The following is a 23,530-nucleotide window of genomic DNA, read 5'->3' on the forward strand; positions in this document are numbered from 1 at the left end:
ATCTTCCGTTCAGCATCGACGCGGTGCCCGCGCCCCCGCCTCCGCCAGCGGCAGCCGGACCGTCGTCAGCGCGGGCACCGCGTCGATGCTGAACGGAAGATCGTCGAAGCCCGCCACGGACACGTCGTCCGGGATCCGCAGCCCCGAGTCCCGCAGCGCCGCGCATGCCCCCAGCGCGACGGAGTCGTTCGCGGCGACGACGGCCGTCAGGGACGGATCCCTGCGCAGGAGTTCCAGCGTCGCCTCGTACCCGGACTGCCGGTCGTAGCGGCCGTGGACCGTCCAGCGGGGGTCCTCCTCGACGCCGTGCGCGGCGAGCGCGGCGCGGTGCCCCTCCAGCCGGTGCCGGGTGGTGGTCCGCTCCTGGGGGCCGGCGATGTAGCCGAGCCGCCGGTGGCCGAGCCCGAGCAGGTGCTCGGTCAGCTCCCGGCCGCCCCCGCGGTTGTCGAAGGTCAGCGCGATGGCCCCGGTCTCCGGCGCCGGCGGCCGCCCGCACAGCACCACCCGCGTCCCGGCCTCCGTCAGCTTCCGCAGCTTCGCCGCCACCGCCGCCTGGTGCGCCGCGTCCTCCATCGCCCCGCCGGTCAGCACGACGGCCGCCGCGCGCTGGCGTTGCAACAGGGTGAGGTAGGTCAGCTCGCGCTCCGGGGAGCCGCCGGTGTTGCAGACCACCGCGAGCCGCTCGCCGCCCGCTCTGCCGCCCGGCCCGCCGATCTCGGACTGGATGGCGCCGGCCATGATGCCGAAGAAGGGGTCGGCGATGTCGTTGACCAGGATGCCGACCAGGTCGGACGTGGCCGCGGCCAGGGCGCTCGCGGGGCCGTTGAGCACGTAGTCCAGCTCGTCGACCGCCTTCAGCACCCGCTCCCGGGTGGTGGCGGCCACCGGGTAGTTCCCGTTCAGCACGCGCGACACCGTCGCGGGGGAGACCTGGGCGCGGGCCGCCACGTCCGCAAGTGTCACCGTCATGTCCTCGTCCTCCGCATCGCGCGTGAGCCGAACGCCGTCGCGGTGACCCTACGGCCACCACGCGTCGTCGTTCGCCCCCTCGAACAACTCACCCGAATCGCGGTCTTGTCCAGACCACCGTTCACAGGCTAGCTTCGTTCTGCATAGAAAGCGCTTGCTACTGGGCGTACGGCTCGTACGAAGGGAATGACGTGACACGCAAGACGGTGCGTATCGCCATGAACGGCGTGACCGGGCGCATGGGCTACCGCCAGCACCTCGTCCGCTCCATCCTGGCCCTCCGCGAACAGGGCGGCCTCGACCTGGGCGACGGCACCGTGCTGTGGCCGGAGCCGGTCCTGGTCGGCCGCCGCGAACACGCGCTGAAGGCGCTTGCCGAACGGCACGGACTCGACCACGTCTCCACCGACCTGGACGCGGTCCTGGCCGACGACAGCGTCGACATCTACTTCGACGCCCAGGTCACCTCGGCCCGCGAGGAGGCGATCAGGAAGGCGATCGCCGCGGGCAAGCACGTCTACACCGAGAAGCCCACCGCCACCGGCCTGGACGGAGCCCTCGACCTCGCCCGCCTCGCCGACGCGAAGGGCGTCCGGCACGGCGTCGTCCAGGACAAGCTCTTCCTCCCCGGCCTGCTCAAGCTCAAGCGCCTCGTCGACGGCGGCTTCTTCGGCCGGATCCTGTCCGTGCGCGGCGAGTTCGGCTACTGGGTCTTCGAGGGCGACTGGCAGGAGGCCCAGCGCCCCTCGTGGAACTACCGCACCGAGGACGGCGGCGGCATCGTCGTCGACATGTTCCCGCACTGGGAGTACGTCCTGCACGAGCTGTTCGGCCGGGTGAAGTCCGTACAGGCCCTCACCGCCACCCACGTCCCGCAGCGCTGGGACGAGAACGGCAAGCCCTACGACGCCACCGCCGACGACGCCGCCTACGGCGTCTTCGAGCTGGACGGCGGCGCCATCGCGCAGATCAACTCCTCCTGGGCGGTGCGTGTCAACCGCGACGAGCTGGTCGAGTTCCAGGTCGACGGCACCGAGGGCTCGGCGGTGGCCGGCCTGCGCAACTGCCGTGTCCAGCACCGCTCCGCCACCCCCAAGCCGGTCTGGAACCCGGACATCCCCGCCACCGAGGCCTTCCGCGACCAGTGGCAGGAGGTCCCGGACAACGGCGACTTCGACAACGGCTTCAAGGCCCAGTGGGAGCTGTTCCTCAAGCACGTCTACGCCGACGCCCCCTACCACTGGGACCTGCTGGCCGGCGCCCGCGGCGTCCAGCTCGCCGAACTGGGCCTGAGGTCCTCGGCGGAGGGCCGCCGCCTCGACGTACCGGAGATCTCGCTGTGACCCTCCACCTGCCGGGCGCGGACGGCACCCTGCGCGCCCACGAGCCGCGCACCGAGCCGCTCGCCGTCACCCGGGAAGCCCCGGGAAGCGCTTTCACCTCCAGGACGGTCTTCTCGGCGGCGCACGTGGTCGCCGACCCGTTCGCCGACACCACCCCCGACTCGCCCGCCGCCGTCGACTGGGACGCCACCCTCGCCTTCCGCCGCCACCTGTGGTCCCACGGACTCGGCGTCGCCGAGGCGATGGACACCGCCCAGCGCGGCATGGGCCTGGACTGGGCCACGGCGGCCGAGCTGATCCGCCGATCCGCCGCCGAGGCGCGGGCGACCGGCGGCCGCATCGCGTGCGGCGTCGGCACCGACCAGCTCACGGCCGGCACCCTCGCCGAGGTCCGGGCGGCCTACGAGGAACAGCTCGCCCTCGTCGAGGGGTCGGGCGCCCAGGCCATCCTCATGGCCTCCCGGGCCCTCGCCGCGACCGCGCAGGGCCCGGACGACTACCTGGAGGTCTACGGCCACCTCCTCCGCCAGTCCGCCGAACCGGTCGTCCTGCACTGGCTGGGCCCGATGTTCGACCCGGCGCTGGAGGGCTACTGGGGCTCGTCCGACCTCGATGCGGCGACGGACACCTTCCTGGAGGTCATCGCCGCCCACCCCGACAAGGTCGACGGCATCAAGGTCTCCCTCCTCGACGCCCGGCGCGAGATCGACCTGCGCCGCCGCCTCCCGCGGGGCGTGCGCTGCTACACCGGGGACGACTTCAACTACCCGGAGCTGATCGCGGGCGACGAACAGGGCTTCAGCCACGCCCTGCTCGGCATCTTCGACCCCCTGGGCCCGCTGGCCGCCGAGGCGGTCCGCCACCTCGACACCGGCGACACGGAGGGCTTCCGTGCCCTCCTCGACCCCACCGTCGAACTCTCCCGCCACCTCTTCCAGGCCCCTACCCGCTACTACAAGACGGGCGTGGTGTTCCTGGCCTGGCTGGCCGGCCACCAGAGCCACTTCACGATGGTCGGCGGCCTCCAGTCGGCCCGCTCCCTGCCGCACCTCGCCCGCGCCTACGAACTCGCGGACGGCCTCGGCCTCTTCCCGGACCCGAAACTCGCCGAGGAGCGCATGCGCACCCTGCTCGACCTGTACGGAGTCACCCAGTGAGCGACACCCGCCCGGCCCCCGGCCTGACCCGCTTCAGCATCAACCAGATGACGGTCAAGCAGCTGACGCTGCCCGAACTGACCACCGCCTGCCGCGACCTGGGCATCGGCAACGTCGGCCTGTGGCGCGAGCCGGTCCAGGCGTACGGCGTCGAGGCGGCGGCCAAGCTGGTCCGCGACGCGGGCCTGACCGTCACCACCCTGTGCCGCGGCGGATTCCTCACGGCCGTCGAACCGGAGGCGCGCGCCGCCGCCCTGGCCGACAACCGCCGTGCCGTCGACGAGGCCGCCGCCCTCGGCACCGACACCCTCGTCCTGGTCTCCGGCGGCCTCCCTGCCGGCCACAAGGACCTGCGCGCCGCCCGCGAACGCATCGCGGACGCCCTCACCGAACTCGCCCCCTACGCCGAGCAGCACGGCGTACGCCTCGCCATCGAGCCGCTGCACCCGATGTACGCCTCGGACCGCTGCGTGGTCTCCACCCTCGCCCAGGCCCTGGACCTGGCCGAACGCTTCCCCGCCCACCAGGTCGGCGTCACCGTCGACACGTACCACGTCTGGTGGGACGACCGGGCGCCCGAGCAGATCGCCCGGGCCGGGGCGGGCGGCCGCATCCACACCTTCCAGCTCGCCGACTGGACCACCCCCCTGCCCGAGGGCGTCCTCAACGGCCGCGGCCAGATCGGCGACGGCGCGATCGACATGCGGGAATGGAAGGGCTACGTGGAGGCGGCCGGATACACCGGCGCCATCGAGGTCGAACTGTTCAACGAGGCGCTGTGGGCGCGCGACGGACGCGAGGTACTCGCCGAGACGGCGGAGCGGTTCGCCGCCCACGCGGGGGACGCCGGGCCGGAAAAATAAATTCACGGTGACGCGTGCAACCCTTTCGGCACCCCGCGGGTCGTACGTGGCATCAGAACCCCTGTGGGGGGACCCGGGGGGGGATCCGTGGGGTTCTGAAGGGGAGGGGAAACCCGAGAGGGCCCGGTCGCGACCGGGCCCTCTCAAAGTTTTCGGCGTCCCCGGCCGGCACCCGTCAGAAGAAGACCCCGCACCGCAGCAGCACGTTCGCGTACGGCCGGGCCTCGCCGGTGCGGACGATCAGACGCGCACCCGCCGACAGCTCCTTGAGCCGCTCGTGCGGGACCAGGGTCAGGCCGGGGAAGTGGCCGTCGAGCAGTGCCGCGGCGCCGGTGTTGGCCTCCCGCACCTCCGTCGCCGCCACCGCGCCCTCCACGACCAGCTCGGCGAGCAGACCGTCCAGCACCTCCGCGAAGGACGGCACCCCGGCGCGGAAGGCCAGGTCGACGACGCGCGGGCCGTTCGGGACGGGCATGCCCGCGTCGCACACCAGGACCCCGTCGCCGTGCCCGAGTTCGGCGAGCGCGCCCGCGAGGTGGCGGTTGAGTATCCCTGCCCTCTTCACAGCGCCTCGGCCTCCGCCGCGGTGGGGTACGACTCCTGCGCCCCCGCCTTCGTGACCGCCGCCGCGCCCACCCGCGCCGCGTACGCCGCCGCCTCGGCGAGCGAGTCGCCGGTGCCGAGCCGCCAGGCCAGCGCCGCGGTGAACGCGTCGCCCGCGCCCGTCGTGTCCACGGCGTCCACCTTCACCGACGGCACCCGCGAGACGCCCGCGCCCGACGCCACCAGCGCGCCCTCGGCGCCCAGGGTCACGACCACCGAACGCGGCCCCTTGGCCAGCAGGATGCGGGCCCAGTCCTCGGGGCGCTCGCTGACCACGGCGTCGCCGAGGATCACCTTCGCCTCGTGCTCGTTGACGATCAGCGGGTCGCAGGCCGCGAGGACCTCCGGCGGCAGCGGACGCGGCGGCGACGGGTTCAGCACGAAGCGGCTGTCCGGCGCCAGACTCCGGACCACCTCCACGACCGTCTCCAGCGGGATCTCCAGCTGCGTGGAGACGACCCGGGAGGCGTGGAAGAGGCTGGCGGCCGCGCGGACGTCGCCCGGCGTCAGCCGGCCGTTGGCGCCCGGCGAGACCACGATGCTGTTGTCACCCGACGGGTCGACGGTGATCAGCGCGACGCCGGTCGGGGCGCCGCCCACCAGCACGCCGACCGTGTCGACACCGGCCGCGCGCTGCGCGTCGAGGAGCAGCCGTCCGTGGCCGTCGTCGCCGACCCTGGCCAGCAGGGCCGTACGGGCGCCGAGCCGGGCGGCGGCCACCGCCTGGTTCCCGCCCTTGCCTCCCGGGTGGACGCTCAGGTCGGAGCCGAGCACCGTCTCCCCGGCGCCCGGCCGCCGTTCCACGCCGATCACGAGGTCGGCGTTGGCCGACCCCACGACCAGGAGGTCGTAGTCGTACATCAGTCGTTCTCCGATCCGAGTGATCCGGTGATCCGAGTGAACCCGAATGATCCGAGTGAACCGAGTGAGGTGGGCGGACGGTCGCCGCGACCGTCCGCCCGTGCACTCCCGTGCGCCTCTGTCAGCCCTCGAAGCCGGCCACGTTCTCCTTGGTGACCACCTTCACGGGCACCTTCACCGTCTGCTCCACCTTCTTGTCCTCGGCCGCCCGCAGCGCGTTCTGTACGGCGATCCTGCCCAGTTCCTTCGGCTGCTGCGCGACGGACGCGAACAACGTGCCCTGCTGGACCGCCTTCAGCCCGTCCGGCGTGCCGTCGAAGCCGACGACCTGGACCGACTTGCCCGCCTTGGAACCCAGCGCCTTGATCGCGCCGAGCGCCATCTCGTCGTTCTCCGCGAAGACGCCGTCGATGTCCGGGTGCGCCTGGAGCAGGTTGGTCATCACGTCCAGGCCCTTGGTGCGGTCGAAGTCCGCGGGCTGCTTGGCGACCACCTTGATCCCCGGGTACTCCTCGAGGCCGGCCGCGAAGCCCGCCCCGCGCTCCCGGCTGGCGGAGGTGCCGGCCTGGCCCTGGAGGATGGCGATCGTGCCCTTGCCGCCGAGCTTCTCGGCGAGGGCCTTGGCGCCCAGCTCACCGCCCTCGACGTTGTCGGAGGCGACCAGCGCGGCGGTCTCTGCGTCGTTGACGCCGCGGTCCACGGCGATGACGGGGATGTCGTCCTTGTTCGCCGAGCGCACCGAGGGGCCCGCGGCGTCCGAGTCCACCGGGTTGACGATGATCGAGGACAGGCCCTCGCTGGTGAAGTTCTGCAACTGGTTCGCCTGCTGGGAGGCGTCGTTCTGCGCGTCGGTGACGGTCAGGTCCACGCCCAGCTTCTTCGCCTGCTCCTCCGCCCCGTCCCTGATCTGCACGAAGAACGGGTTGTTCAGCGTCGACAGCGACAACCCGACCTTCTTCGACGTGCCGCCCGAGGATCCGTTGTGCAGCAGCGAGGTCGCGCCGACCACCGCGACGGCGACGACCGCCGCGACGACGTACGTCAGCGCCTGCTTGCCCCGGTTCCCGCCGCCGGAGGTCCCGGCCGCGGGGGTGGTCGCGCCGGCCTTGCGCCGCAGGGTGTCCAGGAGCACCGCCAGCGCGATGACCACACCGATGACGACCTGCTGCCAGAACGCGGAGACGGACAGCAGGTTGAGGCCGTTGCGCAGCACCGCGAGGATCAGCGCGCCGATCAGCGTGCCGGACGCCTTGCCGGTACCGCCCGCGAGCGAGGCACCGCCGATGACGACGGCGGCGATGGCGTCCAGTTCGTAGCCCTGCGCGGCCTGCGGCTGCGCGGAGGAGAGCCGGGAGGCGAGCACGATGCCCGCGGCGGCGGCGAACAGGCCGGAGAAGGCGTAGATGGCGAGCTTCTGCCGCTTGACCCGCAGCCCGGACAGCCGCGCGGCCTCCTCGTTGCCGCCGATGGCGTACATGGAGCGGCCGATGTAGGTCCGCCCGAGGACGAACGCGGTGATCAGCCCCATCACGATCATCACCAGCACCGGCACCGGCAGCCACCCGCCGAGCGTGTCCCCGAGGTGCGAGACCGACTCCGGGAAGGCGATGGGCGACCCCTGGGAGATGACCAGCGACAGACCGCGCCCGACCGACAGCATGGCGAGCGTCGCGATGAACGGCGGCAGCTTCCCGTACGAGATCAGGAAACCGTTCACCAGACCGCAGGCGATGCCCGTCGCGACGGCCAGCAGCACCGCGAGCGCGACCGGTATCCCGGCCTCGGTGGCGCTCCAGGCCAGCACGGTGGCCGACAGCGCGGCGACCGAGCCGACCGACAGGTCGATGCCCGCCGAGACGATGACGAAGGTGACACCGAAGGCGAGGATCGCCGTCACGGCCGCCTGGACGCCGACGTTGAGCAGGTTGTCGGCGGTCAGGAAGTCCCCGGAGAGCGCCGACATGGCGACGACGAGGACGATCAGCGCGGTCAGCGCGCCGTTCTCCAGCAGCAGGCGGCGCACACCGCCCGAGGCGCCCTGCGCGCCCGGCTTGCTCTTGAGCGTGTCAGTGGCCACGGTCGGCCTCCGTTCCGGTTCCATCGGTGTGGGGGGTGCTGACGGCGAGCGCCATGACGGCGTCCTGGGTGGCCCGCTCGGCGGGGAGTTCACCGGCGACCCGTCCCTGCGCCATGACGACCACCCGGTCGCTCATGCCGAGTACTTCGGGCAGATCGCTGGAGATCATGAGCACGGCGGCGCCGGCGGCCGTCAGTTCGTTGACGAGCTGGTAGATCTCGACCTTGGCGCCGACGTCGATGCCGCGCGTCGGCTCGTCGAGGATGAGCACCTTGGTGTCCGCCAGCAGCCACTTGCCGATGACGACCTTCTGCTGGTTGCCGCCGGAGAGGGTGCGCACGTGCTGGCCGAGACCGGCCATCCGCACACCGAGCTGCCCGGCGATCCGCTCCGCCGACGCACGCCGGCCCTTGAGGTCGACGAGCCCCGCGCGGGCGCTCGACCGAAGGGTGACGAGCCCGAGGTTCTCCTCGACCGACGCGTCCAGGACGAGCCCCTGCCCCTTGCGGTCCTCGGGCACCAGCCCGATCCCGGCGGCCATGGCGGCGTTCACGTCGTGCCGCCGCAGCGGCGCGCCCGCGACGTGCACGGTCCCGGCGTCGTAGGGGTCGGCGCCGAACACCGCGCGCGCCACCTCGGTCCGCCCGGCACCGACGAGGCCCGCGATGCCGACGACCTCACCGGCCCGCACCTCGAAGCCGACGTCGTGGAAGACACCGTCCCGGGTCAGCCCCTCCACCTTGAGCAGCGCCTCACCGGTGCCGGTGCGCTCACGCGGGTACTGCTGCTCGATCGACCGCCCGACCATGAGCCGTACCAGCTCGTCCTCGGGGGTGGAGGCGGGCACCTGGCCGACGCTGCGCCCGTCCCGGATGACGGTGACGCGGTCGCCGAGGGCGGTGATCTCCTCCAGGTGGTGCGTGATGAACACGATCCCGACGCCGTCCTCGCGCAGCCGCCGCACGATGGCGAACAGCTTCTCGACCTCCTCGGAGGTCAGCACGGCGGTCGGCTCGTCCATGATGAGCACGCGCGCCTCCAGGCTGAGCGCCTTGGCGATCTCGACCATCTGGAGCCGCGCGATGCCGAGTTCCCGCACGCGCGTGCGGGGGGACACGCTCAGGCCGACCCGCTTCAGCAGCACCTCGGCGTCCGCGTCCATCTTCTTCCGGTCGATCATTCCCAGGCGGCGCGGCTGCCGCCCCAGGAAGATGTTCTCGGCGACCGTCAGGTCGGGGACGAGGTTGAACTCCTGGTAGATGGTGGCGATCCCGAGGCGCTCGGAGTCCTGCGCACCGTGGATGCGCACCTCCTCGCCACCGGCCAGGATCCGACCGGCGTCGGGGGTGTACGCGCCGGAGAGCATCTTGATGAGGGTGCTCTTGCCCGCGCCGTTCTCACCGAGCAGCACGTGCACCTCGCCCCGGCGCAGGTCGAAGTCGACGCTGTCGAGCGCGACCACGCCGGGGAAGGTCTTGCGGATGCCCTCGATGCGCAGCAACTCGTCCGGACTGCGGCTGCTCACGGCGTACTCCTTCGTACGGGGGACGGGTGTTCCTGTGGGTTCGCCTCACCGCAGGAGCGGCGGACGACGAGCCGCGCGGGGAGGGTGACGGACTCGCCGGTCCGCCCCCCGATCCGGTCGACGAGCGCGCGGACGGCGGCCCGCCCGAGGTCGCGCGTGGGCTGGGCGATCGCGGTGACCGGCGGATCGGTGTGCACGAACCACGGGATGTCGTCGAACGCGGCGAGCGCGATGTCCTCGGGGACTCGAAGACCCCGGGCCCGTACGGCGTCCAGCGCGCCGAGCGCCATCAGGTTGTCGGCGGCGAAGACGACCTCGGGCGGCTCGGGCAGGGCGAGGAAGCCCTCGGTGACCCGGCGGCCGCTGTCCGCCTGGAAGTCGCCCTGCCCGATGTAGGCGCCGGGGAGGGGCAGCCCGTACGCGCCGAGCGCCTCGCGGAAGGCGTCGACGCGCTCGCGTCCGGTGGTGGTGGCGGCGGGCCCGGCGATGATCGCGAGCCGGCGGTGCCCGAGCCCGTGCAGGTGGGCGACGAGGTCCCGTACGGCGGCCCGCCCGTCCGACCTGACGACGGGGACGTCCACGCCGGGGATCCACCGGTCGACGAAGACCATGGGCGTCCCGGCCCGCGCGGCGGCCAGCATGTGCGGGGAGCCGCCGTCGGTGGGGGAGACGAGGAGCCCGTCGATCCGGCGGTCCAGCAGCGTCGTCACGTGGTGGTCCTGGAGATCGGGCCGCTCGTCGGCGTTGCCGATGATGACGCTGTAGCCGAGCGCGCGGGCCTCCTCCTCGACGGAGCGGGCCAGTTCCGTGAAGTACGGGTTCATGACGTCGCTGATGACCAGGCCGAGGGTGCGGGTCTGGTCGGTGCGCAGTGACCGGGCGACGGCGTTCGGGCGGTAGCCCAGCGTCTCGACCGCGGTCAGTACGCGGCGGCGCGCGGCGGCGCTGACCGACGGGTGGCCGTTGAGCGCGCGCGAGACCGTCGCGACGGAGACGCCCGCCTCGGCGGCGACGTCCTTGATGCTCGCCATCGCCGTTTCCACCTCCTCGTGGAATCGATTACACGGAGGATTGGAAACGATTGCAGGAGCTTGGGGCAAGGGGTGGTGCCGCGCCGAGACCCAATCGTGACCGGGTCTCGGCGCGGCTGCCGGCGACCTCGGCGGCTTCAGCGGCCTCAGCGCTTGAGCGTGAAGGTGAAGTCGCCGCTGAGTCGGGCGCCCAGCCGGACGGCCGAGACGACCTTCCCCTCCGCGGCCAGCCTTTCGACCTCGGCCCGGGAGAGACCGCACCCTTCGGCGATCAGCCGCACCGGCCGGACCGGGATCGGGGCGGCGAAGCGGACCGAGACGTCGATCACCTCGCGGTCCAGGTGGTCCGACCCCCCGGTGTCGAGGCGCCAGGCACCGGCCCAGTCGAGGGCGACGCGATTACGGCGCCGGACGCCAGGATCCTGGAGCAACTCCGCCGCCAGGGCGGGGTCGTTGCCGTGCAGCCGGTCCAGCAGCTCGGGCCGCACCGAGCGCACGCGCATGCGCTCGAAGACCGTGAGCTTGGCGGTGCCCCCGCAGGTGGTGCAGAGCACGAGGAGCCAGGCGTCGATGAGCTTGTGGTGGGCGTTGGCGCGGAATTTGCCGTTCGCCCGGAAGCGCCCGCCCCCGCACGCGTGGCAGCGGCGGAGGACGAGTGGCAGGCAAGTGGGCATGACAACCCAGTCGTTGAGCACAGGAGTACACCGGTTTCAGTGTGAGAATCCGCAGCGGAAAGCAGCACGGCGCACAGGTGCGACGCGCGACAGATCAGCACTCGGGGGGTCTCACGCGGTGTACAACGGCCCGCCCTTCACCAGACGACTCGGTCCGGCAGGAGGGTAGTTGCGCACGGCGGCGCGGCTCCACCGGTTTTCACCGGGGGAGCCGCGCCGCCGTCCGGCCGGGCAGGTCTCAGTCGAAGGCCGCGTCGAACTTGCCGGCCTCGTAGGAGCCGCCCGCCTGGTGGGTGATCACGGCGAGCCGGTTGGCCGCGTTGATCATGGCGACGGTGCCGACCAGTGAGGCGATCTGGTCGTCGTCGTAGTGCTTGCGCACCTGGGCCCAGGTCTCGTCGGACACGCCCTGGTGGGCGTCGGCGAGCCGGGTGCCCTCCTCGGCGAGGGCCAGCGCCGCCCGCTCGGCCTCGGTGAACACGGTGGACTCGCGCCAGGCCGCGACCAGGTGGAGCCGGACCGCGCTCTCCCCGGCGGCCGTGGCCTCCTTGGTGTGCATGTCGATGCAGTGCCCGCAGCCGTTGATCTGGCTGGCCCGCAGCGCCATCAGCTCCTGCGTGGACTTCGGCAGCGACGACTGCTGGAGCACCAGGGCGACGCCGGCGAACCGCTTGGCGAACCGGCCGCCGATCTCGTTCTCGAACAGGTTGAATCGGGTTTCCATGACCCCGTCCTCACTCTCGGTGCCGCGTTGACGCACACAAGACGCCGCCGCCCCGGACCCTGTGACGGGAGGCGGGTGTGACCTGGAACACCGGCGGGGGATGTCACAGACCGGCGGTGGCCGGCGTCCTGTGCGCGTGACACCGTCGAAGGCGAACGAGCGGAAGCAGCTGGTCATGAGCGAGTACGGCAGCCACGAACAGGACGCGACGACCGGGGCGGGCGCGGGCGACGAACGCACGGACCCCGGGGGCGGCCCCCCGGACCCCGCCACCGAGGCCTTCGTCGCCCACCGCAACCTCCTCTTCACCGTCGCCTACGAGATGCTCGGCTCGGCCGCCGACGCCGAGGACGTCCTCCAGGAGACCTGGTTGCGCTGGGCGGGCGTCGACCTCGACTCGGTGCGCGACCGGCGCGCCTACCTGGTCCGGATCACCACGCGCCAGGCACTGACCCGGCTGCGCACGCTCGGCCGCCGCAAGGAGTCCTACGTCGGCGAGTGGCTGCCCGAGCCGCTGCTCACCACCCCCGACGTGGCCGAGGACATCGAACTGGCCGACAGCGTCTCGATGGCGATGATGCTGGTCATGGAGACGCTCACGCCGACCGAGCGGGCGGTGTTCGTGCTGCGCGAGGTGTTCGCCCTGGAGTACGACGAGATCGCCGATGCCGTCGACAAGACCCCGGCCGCCGTCCGTCAGACCGCGCACCGGGCCCGCGCGCATGTGGCGGCCCGCCGGCCGCGCGGCGTCGTCTCCCGCGCCGAGAGCCGGGACGCGCTGGATGCGTTCCAGCGGGCCGTGCGGACGGGCGACCTGCAGGGCCTGCTCGACATCCTCGCCCCGGACGTCGTCATGCTGGGCGACGGCGGCGGCATCAAGCAGGCCATCCTGCGGCCCGTCATGGGAGCCGACAAGGTGGCCCGCCTGCTGCTCGGCGGCCTGGTCAAGCTGCCCGTCGCGATGTCGATGCACCCGGCCCAGGTCAACGGCCACCCGGCCCTGGTCATCCGCCTCGACGGCGAACTGGACACGGTCATGGCGGTGCGCTTCGACGACGGCCGCATCTCCGGCCTGTACGCGGTGCGCAACCCCGAGAAGCTCACACGCATGGAACGGGAGACCACCCTGCACCGCTGACTACTGGGGCTGGGGCTGGGGCTGGGGCGCGTATCCCCGGTCTCCCGCAGCGTCTTGAGCCCGGAGACGAGGGCGGGCCCGTGCCGGATCATCTCGCGCACGGTGCTGCCGTCCTCGAACCCGTTGGCCCGGGCCCTCTCGGGCGTGAAGGTGTGCCAGGCGTGGAAAGGGTGTCCGGTCAGCGGTCCATCCACTCCGGCAGCCATACGTCGTCCGGGGTGCTCTGCCTCGAAGAGCGCAGATGGTCGCGCAGTGCGGTCAGTACGGGGTGCCGGTCTCCGGTCCGGGACAGCAGCATGTGCGCGTACACCGGGGTCGGTTCGCGCAACGGGATGCGGCGCAGGTCGTGGGTGTGGGGCCACAGGTACCGGTCCCCGCCGCCGACGAGGGTGGCCAGCGAGGCCGAGTCGGCCAGCGCGTCCATCAGGGCCTCGTCACCGAAGTTGGGGCCGAGCGCGTCGATGCTCAGACCAAAGGCCTCGGACAGTGCCTGATAGAACGCCGCCCACTCCGTGCCCGGCCTGATCCCGGGGATCCAGATGCGGTGGCCGGCCAGGTCCGCGGGCTTGACCCACGGGGCGTTCGCCAACGGGTGGCCGGGCCCGACCAGGACCTCCAGCGGTGCGTCCAGGAGCCGTTCGGCGCTGATCCCGGCTGGGACCTGGTCCGCCGGCAGGGCGCGGAAGGACGCGTCGACGGTCCCTTCGAGCACCGCTTGGGCGGCCTGGGCGGCGTTCTCGTCGCTCAGTGTGACCGCGTCCAGGTTCATCTCGGGGCGGGGGCGGTAGAACCGGTAGACGGCCTGGGCCGGAGCGATGCGCCGGTTGAGGACGTCGATGCGCAAGGGCCGGCTTCCGGGGCGCACGGCCTGTTCGGCCCGCTCGACGGCCGCGAGGACCTTCCTGGCGTGCGGCAGGAAGACCTGCCCGTCCAGGCTCAGCCGGGAGCCTCGCGAGGTGCGCACCAGGAGCGTGGCCCCGAGGTGTCGCTCCAGGGTCGCGATCCGCTTGGAGACCGCCTGCTGGCTGATTCCGAGTTCGTCCGCCGCCGCCTGGAACTGGCCGGTCCCGGCGACTGCCGCGAACGTCCGCAGCGCTTCCACATCCACGTCTTCAACCTACTGCCACAACAGGTGGTTGTTTCTGGCAGGTCTGCGGTTGTTTGATCACGCACTCTTCAGGGTGGTGGGATCGTCGCATGTCCACCCGCACAGAGCAGGTCATGTATGTCCAAACACCCGAGTTCGCATGCCATGCGGAGCGCATCGAAGAGGTGACCGACGCGACGTCTCGACTGAACGTGCTGCCGTTCAGCGACAGCAAAGGTCGTGCGGAACTACTTTCTGTTGTGTTCGGTGGCCCGCTCCCGGAGTCGGTGACGATCTACCCGCCGTTCTTCACCGAGTACGGGCTGAACACGACGTTCGGGAAGAACGTCTTCGTCAACCAGGGATGCACGTTCATGGACAAGGGCGGCATCCGCATCGGCGACGGTGTCATGATCGCCCCGAAGGTCAGTCTCATCACCGGAGGGCACCCTCTGCCGCTCGCCGAGCGTCGCGAGTACCTCTCCTTCGCCCCGATCGTCATCGAGGACGACGTCTGGATCGGGACGTCGGCCGTGATCCTGCAGGGGGTGACCATCGGTGCCGGTGCGGTCGTCGCCGCTGGTGCGGTGGTCAGTCGTGATGTTCCTGCCGGCACCCTGGTCGGGGGAGTCCCTGCCCGGGTGATCAAGACGGTCGACTGAACCGGGCAGGGCCGACATCGGCGGATCGCGGGCGGCCTCACCAGGTGGCCGGCCGCCCGCGTTTCCTGCCACACGGCTTGGGTGTCCCATCGCGGGGCTGAAGCCGGCGACGCCCGGCTACGCGCGCTCCTGGGAACCGCGGGGACGACCTCACTCGCCGGTGGCCCGCGTGAAGGTCATGAACGCCGCGCCGCTGTCGAGCACGGTGCGGCCGGTGAGTTGCCAGCCGCGCGGATCGAACGTGGCCTTGTCGGAGAAGAGCGGAATTCCGGCGCCGATGGTCAGCGGTGCCATCTTGAGGATGAGCCGGTCGATCTCGCCGTACAGGGCGCCGGCCAGTTCCGCGCCGCCGATCAGCCAGATGTCCTTGCCGTCCTCCCGCTTCAGCTGACGCACCTTGTCCACGGGGTCGCCGGCGACCAGTTCGACGGCCGGGTCCGGGCTCTCGGTGAGGGTCCGGGAGAAGACCAGGTGACGCAGGTGGGGGTAGGCGTCGGTGATGCCCGCCTTGAGGCCGATCTCGTAGCTGCGCCGTCCTTCCAGGACGGTGTCGAAGTGTGTGCCGGGCGCGGTGACGGACAGCGCCGCCCGGGCCTGGACGGGCAAGGTCTCCGGGTACTCCGTCACCAGGTGCCGGATGTAGTCCTCGGGGATCGGCCAGAAGCCGTCCGGGCCCGTGGGGTCGGCGCCGTCCGGGCCCGCGATGAAGCCGTCCAGCGTGGTGGCGATGTAGTACACGAGCTTTCGCACGCGGTGCTCCTTCGTTCGGTCTGCGTGATCGGATCGGAATCAGGAGGGGTCCGGTGCGGCCCATTCGACGAGCTGGACGACGACCCCGTTGGGGTCGGTGACCTGGAACAGGCGCTCTCCCCACGGCTCTTCGCGCAGCGGCATCGTGATGTCGACGCCCTCGGAGCGCAGTCGCTTCTCCTCCGCTTCGAGCCCGGTGACGGTGAAGGCGAGGATCAGTCCGTCGGCGTGCCGGTCGCGCTGGTCGGGCGGCAGGACGTCGATGCCCCGCCGGAGCAGGACGATGTCGACGGCGGCATCGTCACGGGTGAGGGAGGCGAATCCCTCGGCCGCGGCCTGCTCCTGGTAGCCGAGGTGCTCGGTGAAGAAGCGGCGGGAGGCGGCGACGTCTTCGACCGTGAGAGACACGGTGGAGGCGGTGATCCTCAAGCGGGGTTTCCTTCCCTGGAGAGCTGATCTTACGTCGGTAGTAAGATTACTTCCATGCGCTCAGTGCTGTAAACCTATTTTTACTACGGAGGTAAGATTCGCCTCATGGAGATGGAGACGAGGACGAGCCCCCCGGCGAGTGCCACCGCAGCCGACGCCACCGCCCCACCTGGCCTGCGCGAGGCGAAGAAGCGGGAGACGCGACAGCTGATCTCCGACCACGCGACCCGGCTCTTCATCGAGCAGGGCTTCGAGGACACCACCATCGCCGAGATCGCGGCGGCGGCCCGCGTCGCGAAGAAGACGGTGACCAACTACTTCGCGCGCAAGGAGGACTTGGCCCTCGACCACCAGGACGAGTTCAGCGCCACGCTGGCGCGCACCGTGGCCTCCCGCCGCCCCGGGGAGTCCGCCCTCGCGGCGCTTCGCCGTGCCTTCGACTCCTCTGTCGCGGCGCAGGACCCGGTCGCCGGATTCGCGGGCCCCGAGTTCTCCCGCATGGTCGACGACAGCCCCACGTTGTCGGCGTGCCTGCGCACCCTGCACGACCGGCGCGAGCAGGCGCTGGCCGAGGCCCTCGCCGAGGCCGTCGGCGCACGGCCCAACGACATGACCGTCCGCACCGTCGCCGCGCTGCTCGGCGCCGTGCACCGCGTCCTGTTCCAGCGCATTCAGGACCTCACCCTGGCCGGACACACACACGACGAGATCGCCGAGACCGTCGCGAAGGAAGCGGCACGCGCCTTCGGTCTTCTCGAACCGGCCATCCACGACTACGCGATCGCCTGAGGCCGAGAGCGCCGACCACTCGGCCTGTCGGTGGCTCCCGGTAGCCTCCTTCCAGGACTCGGAACGGGGACGCGAAGGGGCAGGTGGGGCGGTGTCCGGCGCGGGAAGCGGTGCGGACCGGGGGAGCCGGGCGGGCCTCGCCGAAGTCACCGGCGTCCTGGAACGCATCACGTACGCCAACGAGGAGAACGGCTACACGGTCGCCCGCGTCGACACCGGCCGCGGCGCCGGTGACCTGCTCACCGTCGTCGGCGCGCTGCTCGGCGCGCAGGCCGGGGAGTCCCTGCGGATGGAGGGACGCTGGGGGTCGCATCCCCAGTACGGCAAGCAGTTCCACGTGGAGAACTACACGACCCTCCTGCCGGCCACCATCCAGGGCATCCGGCGCTACCTCGGCTCCGGCCTGGTCAAGGGCATCGGGCCGGTCTTCGCCGACCGCATCACACAGCACTTCGGACTCGACACCCTCACCGTCATCGAGGAGGAGCCCAAGCGGCTCATCGAGGTCCCCGGCCTCGGACCCAAGCGGACCAAGAAGATCGCCGACGCCTGGGAGGAGCAGAAGGCGATCAAGGAGGTCATGGTCTTCCTCCAGACCGTCGAGGTGTCGACGTCGATCGCGGTCCGCATCTACAAGAAGTACGGCGACGCCTCCATCTCCGTCGTGAAGAACCAGCCGTACCGCCTGGCCGCCGACGTCTGGGGCATCGGCTTCCTGACCGCCGACAAGATCGCCCAGTCCGTCGGCATCCCGCACGACAGCCCGGACCGGGTGAAGGCGGGCCTCCAGTACGCGCTCTCGCAGGCGACCGACCAAGGGCACTGCTATCTCCCCGAGGAGAGGCTCATCGCCGACGCGGTGAAGCTGCTCCAGGTGGACACCGGCCTCGTCATCGAATGCCTCGCCGAACTGGCGGCCGAGCCGGCCGAGGACGGCGACGACCCCGGCGTGGTGCGGGAGCGGATCCCCGACCCGGAGGGCGGCGAGCCCGTCACCGCCGTCTACCTCGTCCCCTTCCACCGCGCCGAGCTGTCCCTCTCCGCCCAGCTGCTCCGCCTCCTGCGCACCGACGAGGACCGGATGCCCGGCTTCCAGGACGTGGCCTGGGACAAGGCGCTGGGATGGCTGAAGCAGCGCACGGGCACCGACCTCGCCCCCGAGCAGGAGGCCGCCGTCAGGCTCGCCCTCACGGAGAAGGTCGCCGTCCTCACCGGCGGACCCGGCTGCGGCAAGTCCTTCACCGTCCGCTCGATCGTCGAACTGGCCCGTGCCAGGAAGGCGAAGGTGGTGCTCGCCGCCCCGACCGGCCGGGCCGCCAAGCGCCTCGCCGAGCTGACCGGCGCCGAGGCGTCGACCGTGCACCGCCTGCTGGAGCTGAAGCCGGGCGGCGATGCCGCCTACGACCGGGACCGGCCGCTCGACGCCGACCTCGTCGTGGTCGACGAGGCATCCATGCTCGATCTCCTCCTCGCCAACAAACTCGTCAAAGCCGTCCCCCCGGGCGCCCACCTGCTGCTCGTCGGTGACGTCGACCAGCTCCCCAGCGTCGGCGCCGGGGAGGTGCTGCGGGACCTGCTCGCCGACGGCGGCCCCGTCCCGGCCGTCCGCCTCACCCGGGTGTTCCGGCAGGCCCAGCAGTCCGGCGTCGTCACCAACGCCCACCGCATCAACGCCGGGCAGCACCCCGTCACCGACGGCATGAAGGACTTCTTCCTCTTCGTCGAGGACGACACGGAGGAGGCCGGCCGCCTCACCGTGGACGTCGCCGCCCGCCGCATCCCCGCCAGGTTCGGCCTCGACCCGCGCCGGGACGTGCAGGTCCTCGCTCCCATGCACCGCGGACCGGCCGGCGCGGGCACGCTGAACGGACTGCTCCAGCAGGCCGTCACCCCGGGCCGTCCCGACGTGCCGGAGAAGCGGTTCGGCGGCCGTGTCTTCCGGGTCGGCGACAAGGTCACCCAGATTCGCAACAATTACGAGAAGGGTGAGAACGGCGTCTTCAACGGCACCGTCGGCGTGGTCACCTCACTCGACCCGGTGGACCAGCGCCTCACCGTACTGACGGACGAGGACGAGGAGGTTCCGTACGAATTCGACGAACTGGACGAACTGGCCCACGCCTACGCGGTGACCATCCACCGTTCCCAGGGGAGCGAGTACCCGGCGGTCGTCATCCCGGTGACCACCGGCGCCTGGATGATGCTCCAGCGGAACCTGCTGTACACGGCGGTCACCCGGGCCAAGAAGCTGGTCGTCCTCGTCGGTTCCCGCAGGGCGATCGGACAGGCGGTGCGCACGGTCTCGGCCGGCCGGCGCTGTACGGCGCTCGACTTCCGGCTGGCGGGCCCTCGCCCCTGAAACCTTCCGGTAAACCTCTCGACCCGTGTGAAAAAAATGATCGATCAAACGAGTCGCAAAGGTCACAGAGCACTTCCGGAAGCGGGAAAGAGGGGGCAGGATGAGCAAGTTGGCGGCACTGAGTGCCGCCGATAGGCCCGATGGTCGACCCCGAGTGCACTCTCCTGAGCCAAGTGGGGGATGGTAGAGACAGTCAGGGCACCTCGAAGATGAGGCACTACGTCGGTGAGGGAAGACGTGAGCGAGCACACCAACAACTCGGTAGTACTGCGGTACGGCGACGACGAGTACACCTACCCGGTGATCGACAGCACCGTCGGTGACAAGGGCTTCGACATCGGGAAGCTCCGCGCCCAGACCGGTCTGGTGACGCTGGACAGCGGCTACGGCAACACCGCCGCCTATAAATCCGCCGTCACCTATCTGGACGGCGAGGCCGGCATCCTCCGGTACCGCGGCTACCCGATCGAGCAGCTGGCCGAGCGCTCCTCCTTCGTGGAGGTCGCCTACCTGCTGATCAACGGCGAGCTGCCCACCGTCGACCAGCTCTCCTCGTTCAAGGACGACATCACGCAGCACACCCTGCTGCACGAGGACGTCAAGAACTTCTACAAGGGCTTCCCGCGCGACGCCCACCCGATGGCCATGCTGTCGTCGGTGGTCTCGGCGCTGTCGACCTTCTACCAGGACAGCCACAACCCGTTCGACGAGCGCCAGCGCAACCTTTCCACCATCCGGCTGCTCGCGAAGCTTCCGACGATCGCGGCCTACGCGTACAAGAAGTCGATCGGTCACCCGTTCGTCTACCCCCGCAACGACCTCGGCTACGTCGAGAACTTCCTGCGGATGACCTTCTCCGTGCCGGCGCAGGAGTACGAGCTCGACCCGATCGTCGTCTCCGCCCTGGACAAGCTGCTGATCCTGCACGCGGACCACGAGCAGAACTGCTCGACCTCCACGGTCCGCCTGGTCGGCTCCTCGCAGGCGAACATGTTCGCCTCGATCTCCGCCGGCATCAACGCGCTCTGGGGCCCGCTGCACGGCGGCGCCAACCAGTCGGTGCTGGAGATGCTGGAAGGCATCCGCGACGCCGGCGGTGACGTCGACTCCTTCATCCGCAAGGTGAAGAACAAGGAGGACGGCGTCCGCCTGATGGGCTTCGGCCACCGGGTCTACAAGAACTTCGACCCGCGCGCCAAGATCATCAAGGCCGCCGCGCACGACGTGCTCTCCGCCCTCGGCAAGTCCGACGAGCTGCTGGACATCGCCCTGAAGCTGGAGGAGCACGCGCTCTCCGACGACTACTTCGTCTCGCGCAGCCTCTACCCGAACGTCGACTTCTACACCGGTCTGATCTACCGGGCCATGGGCTTCCCGACCGAGATGTTCACGGTCCTGTTCGCCCTCGGCCGCCTCCCGGGCTGGATCGCCCAGTGGCACGAGATGATCAAGGAGCCGGGTTCCCGCATCGGCCGCCCGCGCCAGATCTACACCGGCGTCGTCGAGCGCGATTTCGTCCCGGTCGAGGAGCGCTGAGCCGCAAGGCACCCCCGCACGCGCACCAGGAGAGTCCCGCACCGCCCGGAGCGGTACGGGACTCTCTCGTGTCCGGAGTGCGCGCGCACCGGGACGTCCCTGCCCCGGAACAGCAGAAGGCGCCCTGGCGCCGGTCCCCCCACGGGCCGACGATCCAGGGCGCCTTCCCATGTCCCGGTGCGGATTCCCCCCACGGGATCCGGCCGGGCGTCTGTGAGGACAGCGCCTGAATTCGCTGTGTCGTGCTCGTACGCGTCGTGCTCGTACGTGTCATGCGTCCATACGTGTCGTGCGTTCGTACTGTCGTGCGGTCTGCCGGGACAGCGCACGCCCGGGAGGGCCGCTCAAAGCTTCCCGGTGTACGTGTCCCGGCAACGCAGCTCTGGGAAAGTCCCCCAAGACATCCCCAGATGCCAGGTGGCGCCCCCCAAGACGCTCCCTGACATCGCCAACTTAGACCTTCGAACCCCTTCGATGGTTACGTTCGCATCACTGTGATCTGCGTCTCTTGCATATGCTGCATATGTCCCTTACTGGCGCAAGGGCCCCGATACGTCGACCGGGACTCCAGCGTAAGGAAGATGCGCGAGCCTTGTGAAGAGCTTATGTGAGGTACGTGCCGGACTCCAGAGGGGCCACCGCATCGAGACCTCAGTGAAACGCCCGCAGCCGCAGGCTGTTGGTGACCACGAACACCGAGGAGAAGGCCATCGCCGCGCCCGCGATCATCGGGTTCAGCAGCCCGGCGGCGGCCAGCGGCAGCGCGGCCACGTTGTAGCCGAAGGCCCACACGAGGTTTCCCTTGATCGTCGTGAGCGTCCGCCGGGACAGCCGGATCGCGTCCGCCGCCACCCGCAGGTCACCGCGGACCAGCGTCAGGTCGCCCGCCTCGATCGCCGCGTCCGTCCCCGTGCCCATCGCCAGCCCCAGATCGGCGGTGGCGAGCGCGGCCGCGTCGTTGACGCCGTCCCCGACCATGGCGACCGTACGGCCCTCGGCCCGCAGCCGCTCCACCACGGCGACCTTCTCCTCGGGCAGCACCTCGGCGATCACCTCGTCGATGCCGACGGCGGCGGCGACGGACTCGGCGACGCGCCGGTTGTCGCCGGTCAGCAGCACGGGCGTGAGGCCCAGCCGCCGCAGCTCGGCCACCGCCTCGGCGCTGGTCTCCTTGACGGCGTCCGCCACGGCGAGGACCCCGCGCGCCGCGCCGTCCCAGCCGACCACGACGGCCGTACGGCCCCTGCTCTCGGCCTCGTCCCTGGCGCGGGCCACGTCGGGCGGCAGCTCGTCGTGGAGGCGCCCCACGGCCACCTCACGGCCCTCCACGCGACCGCGCGCGCCGCGCCCGGGGACGTTCGCGAACTCCCCGACGTCCGGCAGCGGGCCGACCCGCTCCTCGGCACCGGCGGCGACCGCGCGGGCGACCGGGTGCTCGGAGGCGTGCTCGACGGCGCCCGCGAGCCGCAGCACCTCCTCCTCGCCGGTGCCCTCGGCGGCGTACACCTCGTGCAGGGTCATCCGGCCGGTGGTGACGGTGCCGGTCTTGTCCAGGACGACCGTGTCGACCCGCCGGGTGGACTCCAGGACCTCGGGGCCCTTGATGAGGATGCCGAGCTGGGCACCCCGGCCGGTGCCCACCATGAGGGCGGTCGGCGTGGCCAGGCCCAGCGCGCACGGGCAGGCGATGATCAGTACGGCGACGGCGGCGGTGAACGCGGCGACGGCGTCCCCGGTCGCCCCCAGCCACCCGCCGAAGGTGGCGGCGGCGATCAGCAGCACGACGGGCACGAAGACCCCGGACACCCGGTCGGCCAGCCGCTGCACCTCTGCCTTGCCGCTCTGCGCGTCCTCCACGAGCCGCGCCATCCGGGCCAGCTGGGTGTCCGCGCCGACCCGGGTCGCCTCGACCACCAGCCGGCCCCCGGCGTTGACCGTGGCGCCCGTGACGGCGTCGCCGACGCCCACGTCGGCCGGCACGGACTCGCCGGTCAGCAGTGAGGCGTCCACCGCCGAGGCGCCCTCGGCCACCGTCCCGTCGGTGGCGATCTTCTCGCCCGGCCGGACGACGAACCGGTCGCCCACCGCCAGCCGGGCCACCGGTATCCGCACCTCGCGGCCCTCGCGCAGGACGGCGACGTCCTTCGCGCCCAGCTCCATCAGCGCCCTCAGCGCGGCCCCGGCCCGGCGCTTGGAGCGGGCCTCCAGCCAGCGCCCGAGCAGGAGGAAGACGGTGACCCCGGCGGCGGCCTCCAGGTAGATCGCGGAGGCGCCGTCGGTGCGGGAGACGGTGAGGTCGAAGCCGTGCCGCATGCCCGGCATGCCCGCGTCCCCGAAGAACAGCGCCCACAGCGACCACCCGAACGCCGCGAGCGTGCCGAGCGAGACCAGCGTGTCCATGGTGGCCGCGCCGTGCCGGACGTTGGTCCAGGCGGCGCGGTGGAACGGCAGCCCGCCCCAGACGACGACCGGCGCGGCCAGGGTGAGCGAGAGCCACTGCCAGTTGTCGAACTGGAGCGCCGGGACCATCGCGAGCAGCACCACGGGGGCGGCGAGCAGGGCGGAGACGACCAGACGTCCGCGCAGGGCGGCCGACTCGGGATCGGCGGCGGGTCCGGACGCCGCCGCGTCCTCGGGACTCTCCGGCTCCGGCGGCGGCGCGGGCTCCTCGGCGGTGTACCCGGTGCGTACGACGGTGGTGATCAGGTCGGCGACGGTGGTGGTCGCCGGGTGCGTGATCCGGGCCTTCTCGGTCGCGTAGTTCACCGTGGCGGTGACGCCGTCCATGCGGTTGAGCTTCTTCTCGACCCGGGCCGCGCAGGCGGCGCAGGTCATCCCGCCGATGAGCAGCTCGACCTCGGCGAGGTCGGGTTCGGCGGCCTGGGCGGTCGTGGCGGTGTCCGCGGTGGTGCTGGTCATGGGCCGGGCTCCAGACGGGTCCGGCCGGACCGTA

Annotated in this window: 19 protein-coding genes and 1 pseudogene; 8 read left to right on the plus strand and 12 right to left on the minus strand. The window is 71.4% G+C overall.

Annotated features, from left to right (window positions below; genetic code table 11):
* Positions 1-18 precede the first annotated feature (18 nt).
* Positions 19-969 (minus strand): annotated as a pseudogene (locus DMH12_RS16915) (LacI family DNA-binding transcriptional regulator); the annotation flags it as partial.
* Positions 970-1,160: 191 nt separating this feature from the next.
* On the opposite strand from DMH12_RS16915, the gene DMH12_RS16920 reads away from it, so the two are divergent.
* The 3 genes from DMH12_RS16920 to DMH12_RS16930 are packed head-to-tail and all read left to right on the plus strand — an operon-like array spanning position 1,161 to position 4,332.
* A complete protein-coding gene (locus tag DMH12_RS16920; RefSeq protein ID WP_185832361.1) occupies positions 1,161-2,312 on the plus strand; it encodes a Gfo/Idh/MocA family protein in 1,152 nt (383 codons plus the stop codon).
* Positions 2,309-3,469: a dihydrodipicolinate synthase family protein gene (locus DMH12_RS16925; RefSeq protein WP_125492414.1), complete on the plus strand. Its 1,161-nt coding sequence runs from the start codon at positions 2,309-2,311 to the stop codon at positions 3,467-3,469. Before DMH12_RS16920 ends, DMH12_RS16925 begins: the two co-directional genes overlap by 4 nt.
* A gap of 47 nt (positions 3,470-3,516) precedes the next feature.
* Entirely contained in the window at positions 3,517-4,332 is an 816-nt protein-coding gene (locus tag DMH12_RS16930; protein ID WP_185832366.1) for a sugar phosphate isomerase/epimerase, read from the plus strand.
* A gap of 175 nt (positions 4,333-4,507) precedes the next feature.
* Here the strand turns inward: DMH12_RS16930 and rbsD are convergent, their stop codons facing one another.
* From rbsD to DMH12_RS16965, 7 genes are all read right to left on the minus strand, one after another.
* Entirely contained in the window at positions 4,508-4,897 is a 390-nt protein-coding gene (gene rbsD, locus DMH12_RS16935) for a D-ribose pyranase (protein ID WP_125492416.1), read from the minus strand.
* Complete coding sequence (locus DMH12_RS16940; RefSeq protein WP_125492417.1) at positions 4,894-5,796, minus strand: ribokinase; 903 nt, start codon at positions 5,794-5,796, stop codon at positions 4,894-4,896. The genes rbsD and DMH12_RS16940 overlap by 4 nt, the downstream gene beginning before the upstream one ends.
* A 121-nt stretch (positions 5,797-5,917) precedes the next feature.
* Complete coding sequence (locus DMH12_RS16945) at positions 5,918-7,873, minus strand: substrate-binding domain-containing protein (RefSeq protein WP_125492418.1); 1,956 nt, start codon at positions 7,871-7,873, stop codon at positions 5,918-5,920.
* Positions 7,863-9,398 (minus strand): sugar ABC transporter ATP-binding protein, encoded by a 1,536-nt coding sequence (locus tag DMH12_RS16950; RefSeq protein WP_125492419.1) that lies wholly within the window; start codon positions 9,396-9,398, stop codon positions 7,863-7,865. Before DMH12_RS16950 ends, DMH12_RS16945 begins: the two co-directional genes overlap by 11 nt.
* Entirely contained in the window at positions 9,395-10,429 is a 1,035-nt protein-coding gene (locus tag DMH12_RS16955) for a LacI family DNA-binding transcriptional regulator (RefSeq protein ID WP_125492420.1), read from the minus strand. Before DMH12_RS16955 ends, DMH12_RS16950 begins: the two co-directional genes overlap by 4 nt.
* A gap of 146 nt (positions 10,430-10,575) precedes the next feature.
* Entirely contained in the window at positions 10,576-11,103 is a 528-nt protein-coding gene (locus DMH12_RS16960) for a DUF1062 domain-containing protein (protein ID WP_185832362.1), read from the minus strand.
* 238 nt (positions 11,104-11,341) lie between these two features.
* The gene (locus DMH12_RS16965) at positions 11,342-11,827 is read right to left on the minus strand and encodes a carboxymuconolactone decarboxylase family protein (protein WP_125492422.1); all 486 of its coding nucleotides are present in this window, start codon (positions 11,825-11,827) and stop codon (positions 11,342-11,344) included.
* 130 nt (positions 11,828-11,957) lie between these two features.
* On the opposite strand from DMH12_RS16965, the gene DMH12_RS16970 reads away from it, so the two are divergent.
* A complete protein-coding gene (locus DMH12_RS16970) occupies positions 11,958-12,965 on the plus strand; it encodes an RNA polymerase sigma-70 factor (protein ID WP_260474233.1) in 1,008 nt (335 codons plus the stop codon).
* Positions 12,966-13,143: 178 nt separating this feature from the next.
* Here DMH12_RS16970 and DMH12_RS16980 read toward each other — a convergent pair whose 3' ends face one another.
* Complete coding sequence (locus DMH12_RS16980; protein WP_125492424.1) at positions 13,144-14,073, minus strand: LysR family transcriptional regulator; 930 nt, start codon at positions 14,071-14,073, stop codon at positions 13,144-13,146.
* A 113-nt stretch (positions 14,074-14,186) separates the two neighbouring features.
* On the opposite strand from DMH12_RS16980, the gene DMH12_RS16985 reads away from it, so the two are divergent.
* On the plus strand, positions 14,187-14,714 hold the full coding sequence (locus DMH12_RS16985; RefSeq protein ID WP_125492446.1) for a sugar O-acetyltransferase: 528 nt from the start codon (positions 14,187-14,189) through the stop codon (positions 14,712-14,714).
* A 150-nt stretch (positions 14,715-14,864) separates the two neighbouring features.
* On the opposite strand, the gene DMH12_RS16990 is transcribed toward DMH12_RS16985, so the two are convergent.
* Entirely contained in the window at positions 14,865-15,464 is a 600-nt protein-coding gene (locus tag DMH12_RS16990; RefSeq protein ID WP_125492425.1) for a dihydrofolate reductase family protein, read from the minus strand.
* Between the two features lie 39 nt (positions 15,465-15,503).
* Positions 15,504-15,893, minus strand: coding sequence for a VOC family protein (locus tag DMH12_RS16995; RefSeq protein WP_125492426.1), 390 nt, complete (start codon positions 15,891-15,893; stop codon positions 15,504-15,506).
* 111 nt (positions 15,894-16,004) lie between these two features.
* Here DMH12_RS16995 and DMH12_RS17000 point away from each other — a divergent pair, with 111 nt between their 5' ends.
* From DMH12_RS17000 to DMH12_RS17015, 3 genes are all read left to right on the plus strand, one after another.
* Entirely contained in the window at positions 16,005-16,682 is a 678-nt protein-coding gene (locus DMH12_RS17000; protein ID WP_260474236.1) for a TetR/AcrR family transcriptional regulator, read from the plus strand.
* Between the two features lie 91 nt (positions 16,683-16,773).
* Positions 16,774-19,041: an ATP-dependent RecD-like DNA helicase gene (locus tag DMH12_RS17005; protein WP_125492428.1), complete on the plus strand. Its 2,268-nt coding sequence runs from the start codon at positions 16,774-16,776 to the stop codon at positions 19,039-19,041.
* A gap of 225 nt (positions 19,042-19,266) precedes the next feature.
* Positions 19,267-20,577: a citrate synthase gene (locus tag DMH12_RS17015; RefSeq protein ID WP_185832363.1), complete on the plus strand. Its 1,311-nt coding sequence runs from the start codon at positions 19,267-19,269 to the stop codon at positions 20,575-20,577.
* 651 nt (positions 20,578-21,228) lie between these two features.
* Here DMH12_RS17015 and DMH12_RS17020 read toward each other — a convergent pair.
* The gene (locus DMH12_RS17020) at positions 21,229-23,496 is read right to left on the minus strand and encodes a cation-translocating P-type ATPase (RefSeq protein ID WP_125492429.1); all 2,268 of its coding nucleotides are present in this window, start codon (positions 23,494-23,496) and stop codon (positions 21,229-21,231) included.
* Between the last annotated feature and the right edge of the window lie 34 nt (positions 23,497-23,530).

The sequence above is a fragment of the Streptomyces sp. WAC 04229 genome, from assembly GCF_003947455.1.
GTDB lineage: Bacteria > Actinomycetota > Actinomycetes > Streptomycetales > Streptomycetaceae > Streptomyces.

Bases quoted from the DNA above. Each gene is read 5' to 3' on its own strand.
- DMH12_RS16930 (WP_185832366.1), top strand. From the start codon at position 3,517: ATGACGGTCAAGCAGCTGACGCTGCCCGAACTGACCACCGCCTGCCGC.
- DMH12_RS16940 (WP_125492417.1), bottom strand. From the start codon at position 5,796: ATGTACGACTACGACCTCCTGGTCGTGGGGTCGGCCAACGCCGACCTC.
- DMH12_RS16955 (WP_125492420.1), bottom strand. From the start codon at position 10,429: ATGGCGAGCATCAAGGACGTCGCCGCCGAGGCGGGCGTCTCCGTCGCG.
- DMH12_RS16960 (WP_185832362.1), bottom strand. From the start codon at position 11,103: ATGCCCACTTGCCTGCCACTCGTCCTCCGCCGCTGCCACGCGTGCGGG.
- DMH12_RS16965 (WP_125492422.1), bottom strand. From the start codon at position 11,827: ATGGAAACCCGATTCAACCTGTTCGAGAACGAGATCGGCGGCCGGTTC.
- DMH12_RS16985 (WP_125492446.1), top strand. From the start codon at position 14,187: ATGTATGTCCAAACACCCGAGTTCGCATGCCATGCGGAGCGCATCGAA.
- DMH12_RS17000 (WP_260474236.1), top strand. From the start codon at position 16,005: ATGGAGACGAGGACGAGCCCCCCGGCGAGTGCCACCGCAGCCGACGCC.
- DMH12_RS17020 (WP_125492429.1), bottom strand. From the start codon at position 23,496: ATGACCAGCACCACCGCGGACACCGCCACGACCGCCCAGGCCGCCGAA.